This window comes from Zavarzinia compransoris (genome assembly GCF_003173055.1).
GTDB classification, from domain to species: domain Bacteria; phylum Pseudomonadota; class Alphaproteobacteria; order Zavarziniales; family Zavarziniaceae; genus Zavarzinia; species Zavarzinia compransoris.
Window position 1 is genome coordinate 854,814 of sequence record NZ_QGLF01000002.1, and the last position, 13,221, is coordinate 868,034.

The 13,221-nt window shown below is 69.2% G+C and carries 15 protein-coding genes and 1 tRNA gene; 7 read left to right on the plus strand and 9 right to left on the minus strand.

Translation table 11 applies throughout. The features are described 5' to 3' along the window. Positions 1-55: 55 nt before the first annotated feature. From folP to thiD, 3 genes are read left to right on the plus strand one after another with little or no spacing between them, the layout of a single operon-like run. The gene (gene folP / locus DKG75_RS09860; protein ID WP_109920900.1) at positions 56-1,045 is read left to right on the plus strand and encodes a dihydropteroate synthase; all 990 of its coding nucleotides are present in this window, start codon (positions 56-58) and stop codon (positions 1,043-1,045) included. A 10-nt stretch (positions 1,046-1,055) separates the two neighbouring features. Then, entirely contained in the window at positions 1,056-2,405 is a 1,350-nt protein-coding gene (gene glmM, locus DKG75_RS09865; RefSeq protein WP_109920901.1) for a phosphoglucosamine mutase, read from the plus strand. Continuing rightward, positions 2,402-3,202, plus strand: coding sequence for a bifunctional hydroxymethylpyrimidine kinase/phosphomethylpyrimidine kinase (gene thiD, locus DKG75_RS09870; protein WP_109920902.1), 801 nt, complete (start codon positions 2,402-2,404; stop codon positions 3,200-3,202). Before glmM ends, thiD begins: the two co-directional genes overlap by 4 nt. A gap of 102 nt (positions 3,203-3,304) precedes the next feature. On the opposite strand, the gene DKG75_RS09875 is transcribed toward thiD, so the two are convergent. The 3 genes from DKG75_RS09875 to DKG75_RS09885 form a co-directional block, all read right to left on the minus strand. Then, positions 3,305-3,559 carry a hypothetical protein gene (locus DKG75_RS09875; protein ID WP_109920903.1) on the minus strand — a complete coding sequence of 85 codons (255 nt, stop codon included), beginning with the start codon at positions 3,557-3,559 and terminating at the stop codon, positions 3,305-3,307. 176 nt (positions 3,560-3,735) lie between these two features. Continuing rightward, positions 3,736-5,316: a phosphoglycerate dehydrogenase gene (gene serA / locus DKG75_RS09880; RefSeq protein WP_109920904.1), complete on the minus strand. Its 1,581-nt coding sequence runs from the start codon at positions 5,314-5,316 to the stop codon at positions 3,736-3,738. 120 nt (positions 5,317-5,436) lie between these two features. Further along, on the minus strand, positions 5,437-6,621 hold the full coding sequence (locus DKG75_RS09885; protein WP_109920905.1) for a phosphoserine transaminase: 1,185 nt from the start codon (positions 6,619-6,621) through the stop codon (positions 5,437-5,439). A gap of 181 nt (positions 6,622-6,802) precedes the next feature. Here DKG75_RS09885 and DKG75_RS09890 point away from each other — a divergent pair, with 181 nt between their 5' ends. Together DKG75_RS09890 and DKG75_RS09895 are read left to right on the plus strand one after the other, a co-directional pair. Further along, positions 6,803-7,189, plus strand: a complete 387-nt coding sequence (locus tag DKG75_RS09890) for a DUF2794 domain-containing protein (RefSeq protein WP_109920906.1) — start codon at positions 6,803-6,805, stop codon at positions 7,187-7,189. Between the two features lie 19 nt (positions 7,190-7,208). Beyond that, positions 7,209-7,829: a class I SAM-dependent methyltransferase gene (locus DKG75_RS09895; protein WP_109920907.1), complete on the plus strand. Its 621-nt coding sequence runs from the start codon at positions 7,209-7,211 to the stop codon at positions 7,827-7,829. A gap of 19 nt (positions 7,830-7,848) precedes the next feature. On the opposite strand, the gene sciP is transcribed toward DKG75_RS09895, so the two are convergent. From sciP to DKG75_RS22985, 4 genes are all read right to left on the minus strand, one after another. Then, positions 7,849-8,133, minus strand: coding sequence for a CtrA inhibitor SciP (gene sciP, locus DKG75_RS09900; RefSeq protein WP_279573913.1), 285 nt, complete (start codon positions 8,131-8,133; stop codon positions 7,849-7,851). A gap of 83 nt (positions 8,134-8,216) precedes the next feature. Beyond that, the gene (locus DKG75_RS09905) at positions 8,217-8,876 is read right to left on the minus strand and encodes a flagellar hook assembly protein FlgD (RefSeq protein ID WP_109920908.1); all 660 of its coding nucleotides are present in this window, start codon (positions 8,874-8,876) and stop codon (positions 8,217-8,219) included. Between the two features lie 18 nt (positions 8,877-8,894). After that, complete coding sequence (locus DKG75_RS09910; RefSeq protein WP_166646373.1) at positions 8,895-9,266, minus strand: flagellar hook-length control protein FliK; 372 nt, start codon at positions 9,264-9,266, stop codon at positions 8,895-8,897. Then, positions 9,238-10,038, minus strand: coding sequence for a hypothetical protein (locus DKG75_RS22985; RefSeq protein WP_166646372.1), 801 nt, complete (start codon positions 10,036-10,038; stop codon positions 9,238-9,240). The genes DKG75_RS09910 and DKG75_RS22985 overlap by 29 nt, the downstream gene beginning before the upstream one ends. 203 nt (positions 10,039-10,241) lie before the next feature. Between DKG75_RS22985 and mnmA the strand changes: the two genes are divergently transcribed. After that, the gene (gene mnmA, locus DKG75_RS09915) at positions 10,242-11,369 is read left to right on the plus strand and encodes a tRNA 2-thiouridine(34) synthase MnmA (protein ID WP_425086477.1); all 1,128 of its coding nucleotides are present in this window, start codon (positions 10,242-10,244) and stop codon (positions 11,367-11,369) included. 62 nt (positions 11,370-11,431) lie between these two features. Beyond that, positions 11,432-11,508, plus strand: a tRNA-Met gene (locus DKG75_RS09920). 65 nt (positions 11,509-11,573) lie between these two features. Here DKG75_RS09920 and DKG75_RS09925 read toward each other — a convergent pair. After that, a complete protein-coding gene (locus DKG75_RS09925; RefSeq protein WP_109920910.1) occupies positions 11,574-12,191 on the minus strand; it encodes a YqaA family protein in 618 nt (205 codons plus the stop codon). 82 nt (positions 12,192-12,273) lie between these two features. Beyond that, a complete protein-coding gene (gene epsC / locus DKG75_RS09930; protein WP_109921092.1) occupies positions 12,274-13,218 on the minus strand; it encodes a serine O-acetyltransferase EpsC in 945 nt (314 codons plus the stop codon). Positions 13,219-13,221 lie beyond the last annotated feature (3 nt).

The window sequence follows — 13,221 nt, forward strand, 5'->3', positions numbered from 1 at the left end:
CGATCGACCAGCGAAGGCCGGCAGCAATGCCGGCCTTCGGCATTCTGGGAAGCCCATGACCGAGTGTTTCATCGCCCCCGCCGGCCTGATGCGCGGCGCCGAAGCCCGGCGCCAGCGTGACGCCGGCCTCGCCCTGCCCCTGGGCGCCGCGCTCGCCCATGGCGGGCACCTCGAAATCGGGCCGGCCGGCGGGCGCCGGCTGCTGCCCCTGGCGGCGGCACCGGCCTATCCCGACCCGGGCCGGCCGCGGGTCATGGGCATCGTCAATGCGACGCCGGACAGTTTTTCCGACGGCGGCCGCTTCCTCGGCCGGGCCGGCATCGAGCATGCGGAGCGGCTGGTCGCGGCCGGGGCGGAGATCCTAGATATCGGCGGGGAATCGACCCGGCCGGGCGCCGCCCCGGTTTCCGCCGCCGAAGAGATCGACCGCGTCTGCCCGGTGATCGAGGGGGCGAAGGCGCTGGGGGTGGCGATTTCGGTCGATACCCGGAACATGGCGGTGATGCGGGCGGCGCTGGCCGCCGGCGCCGATATCGTCAACGATGTCTCTGCCCTCGGCCATGATCCGGCTGCGGCCGGATTCCTGGCCACGGTCGCTTGTCCGGTGGTGCTGATGCATGCCCGGGGCACGCCCGCCACCATGCAGCAGGCGCCCCATTACGACGATCTCCTGTTCGAGGTCCTCAGCGAACTGGCGGGCGCGGTCGAGCGGGCCGTCGCCGCCGGCATCGCGCGGGAACGGCTGATCGTCGATCCCGGCATCGGCTTTGCCAAGGGCCTCGCCCACAACCTGGCCCTGATCGACGATCTTCACGCTTTGCACGCGCTGCGCCTGCCGGTCTTGCTGGGCGTTTCGCGCAAGAGTTTCATCGGCCGCGTGGCCGGCGAGGTGGCGGCCGACCGGCGGCTGCCCGGCTCGCTGGCGGCGGCGCTGGCCGGCCTTGACCGGGGCGCGTCGATCCTTCGGGTCCATGATGTGGCGGAAACCGTGCAGGCGGTGAAATTATGGTCGGCCTTGGCTATAAGTGACGACTCGCGCGCGTGAAAGAACCACCATGACCCGCAAGCTCTTCGGCACCGACGGCATCCGCGGTACCGCGAATACCGACCCGATGACCGCCGAACTGGCCCTGGCCGTCGGCCAGGCCGCCGGCCGCCTGTTCCAGACCGGCGGCCAGCGCCGTCACCGGGTCGTCATCGGCAAGGATACGCGGCTGTCGGGCTATATGATCGAGGCGGCCTTGCAGGCGGGGTTCGTCGCCGTCGGCATGGACGTGATGCTGGTCGGGCCGATGCCGACGCCGGCGGTCGCCATGCTCACCCGGTCGCTGCGTGCCGACCTCGGGGTGATGATTTCCGCCTCGCATAATCCCTTCGAAGACAATGGCATCAAGCTGTTCGGTCCCGACGGCTATAAATTGTCCGACGAGGTCGAGATCGAGATCGAGCGCCGGATCGGGCGGGGCGAGGCCCCCCGCGCCGAACCCAAGGCGCTCGGCCGGGCCCAGCGGCTGGAGGATGCGGCCGGCCGCTATATCGAATTCGCCAAGGCGACCTTCCCCCGCGGCATGACCCTGGACGGTCTCAAGATCGTCGTCGATTGCGCCCATGGCGCCGCCTACAAGGTGGCGCCCACGGTGCTGTGGGAACTGGGAGCGGAAGTCGTCCCCATCGGCGTCAGCCCGGACGGCTTCAACATCAACCGCGAATGCGGTTCCACCCATGTCAAGGCGCTGCGCCAGGCGGTGCTTCAGCATGATGCCCATATCGGCATCGCCCTCGACGGCGACGCCGACCGCCTGATCCTGATCGACGAGGCGGGGCAGGTGGTCGACGGCGACCAGCTGATGGCCGTGGTCGCCGAACATTTTCACCGCACGGCGCAATTGCGGGGCGGCGGCATCGTCGCCACCGTCATGTCCAACCTCGGCCTGGAGCGCCACCTCGGCCGCCTGGGCCTGGGCCTGGCGCGGACGGCGGTGGGCGACCGCTATGTCGTCGAGCATATGCGCGAGAAGGGTTTCAACGTCGGCGGCGAGCAATCGGGCCATATCATCCTGTCCGACTTCGCGACCACCGGCGACGGGCTGATCGCGGCGCTTCAGGTCCTGGCCATGGTGGTCGAGGCCGGGCGCCCGGCGTCGGAAGTGTGCCGCCGCTTCCAGCCGCTGCCCCAGGTGCTGCGCAATGTCCGCTTCACGGCCGGCGGCCATCATCCGCTGGAGGACGGCGGGGTGAAGGCGGCGATCGCGGCGGTCGAGGACCGGCTGCGCCTGTCCGGCCGGCTGCTGATCCGGAAATCCGGCACTGAGCCGGTGATCCGGGTGATGGCCGAGGGCGAGGACCAGTCGCTGGTCGAAGCCTCGGTCGCCGAAGTGGTCGAAGCGCTGGAGCGGGTAGCGTGACGGGGCGGGTGCTGATCGTCGCCGGCTCCGATTCCGGCGGCGGCGCGGGGATCCAGGCCGATATCAAGACGGTGACGGCGCTCGGCGGCTATGCCATGACCGCGATCACCGCCCTCACCATCCAGGATACGCTCGGGGTGCATGGCATCGTCGATGTGCCGGTGGCGGCGGTCGGCGCGCAGATGGCGGTCTGCCTCGACGATATCGGCGCCGATGTGGTGAAGACCGGCATGCTGCATTCGGTCGACGTGGTGGAAACGGTGCTGGCGGGCATGGACCGGCCGACGGCGCCGCGCCTGCTGGTGGTCGATCCGGTCATGGTCGCCAAGGGCGGCGCCAGCCTGACCACGGATGCGACCACGGCGGCGGTGCGCGACCGCCTGCTGCCCCGCGCCGGCGTGATCACGCCCAACCTGCCCGAAGCCTCGGTCCTCCTGGGCCGGCCGGTGACCGCGATCGGCGAGATGGACCGGGCCGCCTTCGACCTCCTGGCGCTGGGGCCGCGGGCGGTGCTGCTGAAGGGCGGCCATCTGGCCGGCGATCTGGTGCGCGACGTCCTGGTTTCCGCCGATGGCCTGATCTATTTCGACGACCCCCGGATCGAGACGCGCAGCACCCACGGCACCGGCTGCACCCTGGCCTCGGCGATCGCGACCGGCCTCGCCCAGGGGCTGGACCTCGTCCCCGCCGTGCGCCGGGCCCGGAACTATGTCCGCAAGGCCCTGGCCACCGCCCCCGGCCTCGGCCGGGGCCACGGCCCCCTCAACCACGGCCACACGGTGCAGGCTTTCCGGTGACTTGATGGTCCGGCGGCAGCCGAGAGCCGCCGGGTTCTGCCTTTCGCGGATATCCCTGTGGTCCCTGGGCCGGAAACGCCCCAGGCGGGTGATTCGGGTTGGTTAGACCCCTTGCGGGCGGGCGAAGCCGATGGCGGCGGCCGGGGCGCGTGCGATGCGCGGTGCCTGGGGCAGGCGGCCGAGGGCGCACAGCAGGGCGGAGGTCGCGATCAGGCCCGCGGTCATGGCGATCATGGCCACCGGCCCCTGCCACAGGCCGAGCCCGGTCCCAAGCACGGCCCAGAGCACGCGCGCGGCCAGATTGTCGAACAGGGCGGCTTCGGCGCGAAGCGCCAGGACAGGCAGAAGGCTGAGCATCGGGGTCACCCTTGACGCGATTACCGGTCCATTAGGCAGGCTGTGAACGGGTGACGGCAACCTTCATTTTGTCGCATCGCACAATAGATTTTTGCAATACGGCAAAGAGAAGCCCCCGCCGTTGCCGGCGGGGGCCTGGAATGCGGTGTTTCGCGCCGACCAGAAGTCCAGGGCGATCAGAAGTCCAGGGCTTGGGCCTGCTTGACCTGCGAGATGGCGCGCACCTTCTCGACCACGCTGGCCGGGATCGATTCGTCCACCGAGACGAGGCAGATCGCCTCTTCGCCCGCGATCTTCCGGCCGAGGTTGAAGGTGGCGATATTGAGGCCGGCATCGCCGAGGATGGTGCCCAGGGCGCCGATGAAGCCCGGCTTGTCCTCGTTGGTCACATAGAGCATGTGCGGGGTGATCTCGGCCTCGACCGTGATGCCCTTGATCGAGACGATGCGGGGCTGGCTGTCGGCAAACAGGGTGCCGGCGACCGAGCGGGTCTTGCCGTCCATCTCGACGATGATGCGCATCAGGGTCTGGTAGTCGCCGGCGACTTCGAGCTTGGTGTCGGCGACGGCGATGTTGCGCTCCTTGGCCACCACCGGCGCATTGACCATGTTGACCGAGGACATGATCGGCCCGAGCAGGCCCTGGAGGGCGATGGCGGTCAGCGGGCGGGTGTTCAGCCTGGCGGCATGGCCTTCGTATTCGATCGTCACCTTGCGGATGCCGACCTCGGCCGAGAGCTTGCCGGCCAGGGCGCCGAGCTGGGCCGCCAGGGTCATATAGGGGCGCAGCCGCGGCGCTTCTTCCGCCGTGACCGAGGGCATGTTGAGGGCGTTGGAGACCGCGCCGTCGATCAGATAGGCCGACATCTGCTCGGCGACCTGAAGGGCGACATTCTCCTGCGCTTCAGTGGTCGAGGCGCCGAGATGCGGGGTGCAGACCACTTTCTCATGGCCGAACAGGATGTTTTCCTTGGCCGGCTCCACCGCGAAGACGTCGAGGGCGGCGCCGCCCACCTTGCCCGAATTGAGCGCGGCCAGCAGGTCTTCCTCGACGATCAGGCCGCCGCGGGCGCAATTGATGATGCGGACGCCGTCCTTCATCTTGGCGATCGAAGCCGCGTTGATGATGTTGCGGGTGCCGTCGGTCAGCGGGGTGTGCAGGGTGATGAAGTCGGCGCGGGCGAACAATTCGTCGAGTTCGACCTTGACCACGCCGATCTCGACCGCCCGTTCCGGGGTCAGGAACGGGTCATAGGCGACGACCTGCATCTTCAGGCCCTGGGCCCGGTCGGCCACGATCGAGCCGATGTTGCCGGCGCCGATCAGGCCGAGGGTCTTGGCGTAAAGCTCGACGCCCATGAAGCGGTTCTTTTCCCACTTGCCGGCATGGGTCGAGGCGCTGGCGGCCGGAATGTCGCGGGCGACGGCGAACATCATGGCGATGGCATGTTCGGCGGTGGTGATCGAATTGCCGAACGGCGTGTTCATGACCACGACGCCGCGCGCGGTGGCGGCCGGAATATCGACATTGTCGACGCCGATGCCGGCGCGGCCGACGACCTTGAGATTGGTCGCGGCGGCCAGCACATCGGCCGTCACCTTGGTCGCCGAGCGGATGGCGAGACCGTCGTACTGGCCGATGATGGCGATCAGCTCGTCCTTCTTCAGGCCGGTCTTGACGTCGACCTCGACGCCGCGGTCGCGGAAGATCTGGGCGGCGGCGGGGCTGAGTTCGTCGGAAATGAGAACCTTGGGCATGGGGGCACCTTAAGGAGGTTCGTCGTCCCGGAAGCGGGCCGGGATGGCAGGGAAGATCGTTTAAGCGGGAAGATCGGTTAAGCGGGGGCCCCGGCGGCGAGCGCCGGGGGGAGACGCAGATCAGGCGGCGACCGAAAGCTCGGCCTTCACCGTCGCATAGGCCCAGTCGAGCCAGGGCAGCAGGGCCTCGAGGTCGGACGCCTCGACCGTGGCGCCGGCCCAGATGCGCAAGCCCGGGGGGGCATCGCGATAGGCGCCGATGTCATAGGCGACGCCTTCTTTCTCGAGCAGGTCGGCCAGCTTCTTGGCGACCGCGGCCTTGCCGTCCTCGTTCAGGCCCTCGACCCAGGGGTCGACGACCTTGAGGCAGACCGAGGTGCAGGAGCGGATGGCCTTGTCTTCCGCCAGGAAGCCGGCCCAGGCGCTGTTCTCGACCCAGGCTTCGATGAGGGCGAGATTGCCTTCGGAGCGGGCGATCAGCCCGTCCAGCCCGCCGACCGAAGCGGCCCAGCCGAGGGCATCGAGATAATCCTCGACGCAGAGCATGGACGGGGTGTTGATCGTCTCGCCCTTGAAGATGCCTTCGGTCAGCTTGCCGCCCGACGCCATGCGGAAAATCTTGGGCAGCGGCCAGGCCGGGGTATAGGTGACCAGCCGTTCGACCGCGCGGGGCGAGAGGATGATCATGCCGTGCGCCGCTTCGCCGCCCAGCACCTTCTGCCAGGAGAAGGTGGTGACGTCGAGCTTCGACCAGGGCAGGTCCATGGCGAAGGCGGCCGAGGTCGCGTCGCAGATGGTGATGCCTTCGCGATCGTCGGCGATCCAGTCCGCATGCGGCACGCGCACGCCGGAGGTGGTGCCGTTCCAGGTGAAGACCACGTCGCGGGTCTTGTCGGCCTGGAACAGGTCCGGGATCTCGCCATAGCCGGATTCGAACTTGCGGACGTCCTTCAGCTTCAGCTGCTTCACGACGTCGTTCACCCAGCCGGCGCCGAAGCTCTCCCAGGCCAGCATGTCGATGCCGCGGGCGCCCAGCATCGACCACAGCGCCATTTCGACGGCGCCGGTATCGGAGGCGGGCACGATGCCGATGCGGTAATCCGCCGGCACCTTCAGGATCGCGCGGGTGTCTTCGATCACCTTCAGGAGCTTGGCCTTGCCGGGCTTCGAGCGATGCGAGCGGCCGATCAGGGCGTCATTGAGGGCGGCGGTGGTCCAGCCGGGGCGCTTGGCGCAGGGGCCCGAGGAGAACAGGGGCGTGGCGGGACGAGTAGCAGGCGCGGGACAAGTAGCAGGCTTTGTCATCTTTGGCCTTATCCTTCCAGATAAGCTGCGTCCCGGTGGGGGGACGTGACCCGCCCGCGACATTATCCATCGGCGTTCTCAAGTCAATGTGCGAATTCGGCGAGGCAGCCATTTTCGCTTGTACCCCCTCTGGCCTGCGCTCAAGATGACGTGAAGGTGACAGTTCGAGGGCAGGGAACGCATGGACCAGGGCGTGATCGCGTGGTTGCCGGGCAGCGGGAAGGGCGGCTCGGCCGACGGCAATGCCCCGGTTTCCGCGCCCCGGCGGATCTTCTTCGACCGCCGCGAACTCGACACCATCCTCGGCCTTTATGGCCGCATGGTCGCCGCTGGCGAATGGCGCGACTACGCCATGGCCGACGGGGTGGAGGTCGCGGTTTTCGCCGTGCACCGCCGGTCCTCGGAACAGCCGCTGTACCGGATCGAGAAACGCCCGGCGCTTGCCCGGAAGCAGGGCGCCTATGCGGTGGTCGCCGCCGGCGGCCGGGTCTTGAAACGCGGCCACGATCTCGGCACCGTTCTTGCCGTCCTCGAAAGAAAGCTGGTGAAGCTCGTCGAGGGCGACTGATTCTCGGGGAGGGTGCGTCTTGGGCTTCTACGAACGGCACATCGTGCCGCATATCATCAATTGCGCCTGCGGCACCAAGCCGATCCGCCACCAGCGGCGCAAGGTCGTGCCGCTGGCGCGCGGCACCGTGCTCGAGATCGGCATCGGCACCGGCCTCAACCTGCCCCATTACGATGCGGCCAAGGTCGACAAGGTGATCGGCCTCGATCCGTCCGAAACCTCGTGGAAGATCGCCGGCGCCCGCGCCGCCCGCCTGCCCTTTCCGGTCGAATTCATCGGCCTGCCGGGCGAGCGCATCCCGCTGCCCGATGCCTCGGTCGATACGGTGCTCGTCACCTATAGTCTGTGCACGATCCCGGATCCGGTCCCGGCGCTGGCCGGCATGCGCCGGGTGCTGCGCCCCGACGGGCGGTTGATCTTCTGCGAGCATGGCGCGGCGCCCGACGCCGGGGTGCGGCGCTGGCAGGAAAGGATCAATCCGGTCTGGAAGACATTGTTCGGCGGCTGCAACCTGCACCGGCCGATCCCCGACCTGTTGCAGGCCGGGGGCTTTCAGGCGGAGAGGGTGGAGACAATGTATCTGCCGGGCATGCCCCGGGTGGCGGGCTTCAACTACTGGGGCACGGCCGTTCCCGCCTGAGCGCGGGGGGCAGGCGCGGTCAGATGTCGCGGTAAAGCTGGACCCGGGTCGCGCGCAGGCCGGGCAGGCCGTGGCTTTCGATCGCCCGCTGCCAGGACAGGAATTCCTCGACCGACAGGGAATAGCGGCCGCAGGCTTCCTCCAGCGTGATCAGGCCGCCGCGGACGGCGGCGACGACCATCGCCTTGCGCCTGATGACCCAGCGGCGGGTGTCCGGCGGCGGCAGGTCTTCCAGGCGAAGGCCACGACCGTCCGTTCCGAACAGGCCGTCCGCCAGTTCGTGGATGGGACTACGTTCGTTCACTGTTGCTCCTGATGCCGGCGCGAGGGGAGCCGGCTTGTGGAGCGGATGGTAGCGGCGCCGGGTTAACAGCGGCCTAAAGCACCTCAGCCGTAAATCCCGCTGACCTTGTCGAGCGCGGCACTGCCGTTCTTGGTGATCAGGTTGATGATGCCATCGCTGGTTTCAACGCCGGTCACGGTCGAGACCGTGCCGATCGTGGTCGCGACCGATTTTCCGTTTTTATCGACGGCGGTGGCCCGCAAAGTATAGCTGCCGGCGGCGACCTCGTTGCCGGCGTCGGTCTTGCCGTCCCAGGTCAGCGACTTGCCGCTGCCCGATTCGGTGCTGGTCAGGGTGCGCACCACACTGCCCTTGGCATCCAGCACCTGCAGCACGGTGGTCACCGCCGTGCCGTCGTTGCCGTAGCGCCAGGTGACCGGCGTGCTGCCGTCGAAGGCGGCGGTCGGCGTATCCACCACCACCTGCTTGCCGATATAGGACACCGCATTGGTGGTGGTCGCCCCCTGCAGGACCGACAGCATGGAACTGAGGGTGTTGTTGGTGTTGATCGACTGCTCCACCTGGCTGAACTGCACCAGCTGGCTGGTGAATTCGTTGGAATTCATCGGGTCCAGCGGGTCCTGGTTCTGCAACTGGGTGGTCAGCAGGGTGAGGAAGGACGAGAAGTTCTTGGCCAAGGTCGCGCTGGCATTGGCGGTCGAGGCGGTCGCGGCCGTGCCGGCGGTCGGGGAGACGGTGGTCATGAGCCTTGATCCTTCAGGTCAGACGGCAATGTCGATGGCGCGGCTGCGCGTCCCCGCCGGCGGGCGGGGGGTGACGGTATCGAGCGCGGCCAGGCCGCCGCCGGCGCCGAGGCGGCTGCGCTGGCGCCGGGCCTGATGCTGGCCGTCGCCGGCCTGCTGGCCCTGGTTGCCGCCCTCGCCGTCGCGCAGCGTGAAATTCAGCGTCGAGGGATCGGCATTCAGCCCCTGGCCGCCCAGGACGCGGGCCAGTTCCGCCCGGTCGCGCTGCAACAGGCCCAGGGTTTCCGGCCGCTCGGCCTGGATATGGGCGCTGACCTTGCCGTCCTCGGCGATATGGAGGCGGATGTCGATGCGGCCCAGTTCATCCGGGGAAAGCGAAATCTCGAACACATCCTCGCCCTCGGCGGCATGGCGGGCGATGGACAGGCCCAGCGCTTCCGGCTCCAGCGGCACCGGGGCCGGGCGCGGGGCGGCGGCATGGGCGGCGGGGGCGACGGCTTGTTGGGTCTGGGTCGGCGCGGCCCCGGCCGGGGCGGCCGCGGGGGGCATGTCGGGGGCTGCTTCGGGCTTGGCCTCGGGCGCGGGGGGGGGCGGCATCGGCGGCGAGGCCGGCATCCGCGGCCGCCGTGGCGGCGGGCGGGGTATCCGCCAGCACCGCGGCGCCCCGGGCGGCGGCCTTGCCGGCCTTCTCGACCGCCGCGGCTTCGGCCGGGGTCGGGGCGGCGGCGGCCGGTTCCGCGGCGTCCGGCGCCGGGGGGCTGTCCTTCGGCTCGGGCCTGGCGGTCGCCGGCGCGGTCAGGCCGGCGATCAGCCCGGCCATGACCGCGCTCGGATCGACGGGGGTTTCCGTCTCGGCCGCTGCCGGTTTGGCCTCGCCCTCGGCGGCAGCATCGCCGGTCTCGGCCGGATGGGCGGGGAAGAAGCCGTTGCGGTCGAACGCGGCGGCGGCGACCGCTGCGGGTTGGGCCGTACCCTCGGCGGCGGCGGGAGCGCCGGTCTCGGCCGGGGGGGCGGGGAAAAGGCCGTTGCGGTCCAGCGCGCCCGCCGCCTGCACCGCTTGGTCGAGCTGGCGGGCGAAGGCATCGTCGTCGCCGGTCGGCGTCGCCTGCGCGATGGCGGCGGCGGCGGTCGAGGCGGCGGTGATCAGGCTGGCGGCATCCATGGGCAAGGTCCGGCGGGCGATAAATCCGCTACCGCCCTTGCAGGGATCGGGCCAGTGCGCCGAAGCCGCGGATTCCGGGGCTTCGGCCCCGGCCCCGAGGATTGGCGCGGCCGCAACCCGGCAATTCCTTCCCGTCGCTTGTCCCTTTCTGCCGGGCCGACTATGGTCCGGCCATGATCGACCGTGCCGACCTCGACCGCCTGCTGACCCCCGCCCCGGAGGATGACCTGCCCCCCGGGGCGCGGGTCGTCGTCGCCATGTCGGGCGGGGTCGATTCCTCGGTCACCGCCGCCTTGATGCAGGCGCGCGGCTATGATGTCGTCGGCATCACCCTCCAGCTTTACGACCAGGGCGCCGCGGCCGGCCGGAAGGGCGCATGCTGTGCCGGCCTCGATATCCGCGATGCCCGCCGGGTTTCGGAAAAGCTGGGCATTCCCCATTTCGTGCTCGATTACGAACAGGCGTTCCGCGCCAATGTGATCGAACCCTTCGTCGACGCCTATCTGGCGGGCGAGACGCCGGTGCCCTGTGTCCGCTGCAATCAGACGGTGAAGTTCCGCGATCTTCTGGGTGCTGCCCGCGACCTCGGCGCCGCCGCCATGGCCACCGGCCATTACGTGCGCCGGGTGACCACGCCTGCGGGGCCGGAACTGCACCGCGGCCGCGATCCCAACCGGGACCAGAGCTATTTCCTGTTCGCGACCACCAAGGCGGAACTCGATTTCCTGCGTTTCCCCCTCGGCGGGCTGGAAAAGCCGGCGGTCCGGGCGCTGGCCGCCCATTTCGGCCTGGAGGTCGCGGAAAAGCCCGACAGCCAGGACATCTGCTTCGTGCCCTCCGGCAAATATGCCGCCGTGGTCGAGAAACTCCGCCCCGGGGCGGCCGATCCGGGCGAGATCGTCGATATGGACGGGCGGGTGCTGGGCCGCCACGCGGGCGTCATTTCCTATACGGTCGGGCAGCGCAAGGGCCTCGGCATCGGCGGCGGCGCCATGCCGGACAATATGCCCCTCTATGTCGTCCGCCTGGAGCCGGAGACGCGGCGGGTGGTGGTCGGCCCGCGGGAGGCGCTGGCCCGGCGCGAGATCGCGGTCACCGACCTCAACTGGATCGGCCCGGGCGGCACGGCCGCCTCCACCCCGGCGCTGGCCCGCATCCGTTCGGCCCGGGCGCCGGTGCCGGCGGCGCTGCGCGTGGCCGGCGGCGGTGCCACCGTCGTTCTGGCCGAACCGGAATATGGTGTCGCCCCCGGCCAGGCTTGCGTTCTCTATGATGCCGCCGAGCCGGACCGGGTGCTGGGCGGCGGCTGGATTCGCCGCGCCGAGACTTGACATGAATCATCAGGTCGCCTATACGAGCGGCCTCGCGGCGGCAAAGCCGTGGCGGCGCGTTGGGCGGAGTAGCTCAGCTGGTTAGAGCGGTGGAATCATAATCCATGTGTCGGGGGTTCAAATCCCTCCTCCGCTACCAACGACCGCAATGAAAAGGGCGCCCCTTGAGGCGCCCTTTTTCGTCTGGCTTGAGAGCGGGTCGCGTCAGAGCAGGGCGAAGGCGGCGAAGCCGGCGATCACGATCACCGTGCCGCCGATCAGCACCTTGCCCTTGTGGCGGGCGATGACCGCCTTGGCCTGGGGCCCGAAGGCGTAGAACAGCCAGGCGACCAGCAGGAAACGCGCCCCGCGGGTAAGGATGCTGGAGGCCGTGAAGACCCCGAGGTCGAGTTCGGCGACGCCGCTGGCGATGGTCACCAGCTTGAAGGGGATGGGGGTGAAGCCCTTGGCGATGATGATCCAGCCGCCCCATTCGGCGAAGCGGGCCTGGAAGGTGTGGAAAGCCTCTTCCAGGTGATAGAATTCGATCACCGCTTTCCCTGCGACCTCGTAGAGCCCATAGCCGATGGCATAGCCGCCCAACCCGCCCAGCACCGAGGCCACGGTGCAGACGGCGGCTGCCAGCCACACCCGGTCGCGCCGGGCGAGCACGACGGCGGCCAGGATCGGATCCGGCGGGATCGGGAAGAAGGAGGCTTCGGCAAAGGCGACCACGGCGAGCAGCCAGAGGCCATGGGGCCCCGAGGCCAGCGCCACCGCCTTGTCGAGCAGGGATTTCTTCTTCGGGGTCGGAACGGGGGACGCTTCGCTGTGACTGGCCATGGCGGTCCTGGCTGGGGCTTTCGGGCGGGAAAGCGCCCTGTATGACCGGAATAAGCCGAAAGGGCCAGCCCCGGTTCCCGCCTTATTCGCGTTCGGCCTTGGCCTGGGTGATCCTGGTGCCCGGGGGCACGTCGCGGGTGATCCAGACATTGCCGCCGATGGTCGAGCCCCTGCCGATGGTGATGCGGCCGAGAATGGTGGCGCCGGCATAGATCACCACATCGTCCTCGATGATCGGATGGCGCGGCGCGCCCTTGATGATCGTGCCTTCGTCGTCGGTCGGGAAATGGCGGGCGCCCAGCGTCACCGCCTGATAGAGGCGGACCCGCTCGCCGATCACCGTGGTCTCGCCGATGACGACGCCGGTGCCATGGTCGATGAAGAAACTGGGGCCGATGTCGGCGGCCGGGTGGATATCGATCCCGGTCTTCGAATGCACGATGTCGGCGATCAGGCGCGCCACCAGCGTCGCCCCCAGGCCATAGAGCGAATGGGCCAGCCGGTGGTGGATGATCGCCGTCATGCCCGGATAGCCGAGCAGGATTTCCGGGTAATTGTTGGCCGCCGGGTCGCCCTCGAAGGCGGCGCGCAGGTCGCCGACCAGCAGGCCCCGGATCGCCGGCAGGTCCGAGGCGAAATCCCGCGCGATCGCCAGGGCGCTGCGCTGGATCGCCTCGTGGCCGCGCTCGTCGCCCGAGAACGACAGGCCGCGATGGATCTGTTCGACCAGGAGGACGAGCGCGCTGTTCAGGGTCGAGCCGACGTAATAGTCGATATTCTCCGGCCCCAGTTCGGTCTTGCCGTAATGGGTCGGGAACATGGTGGCGGAGAGCAGCCGCACCACCCGGTCCAGCGCATCGCGCGACGGCGGCTGGTGCAGCGTGCCCCGCGGCCTGATGTTATGCGTCACCTCGCGCGAGAGTTTCAGGTCCGAGACGATGCCGTTCAGGTTCCACACCGGCGCCCCCGGCGGCGTATAGAAGGTCGGGGGCTGGGTCCCGGCATCGGGCTGATCGAACTCGGACATGAT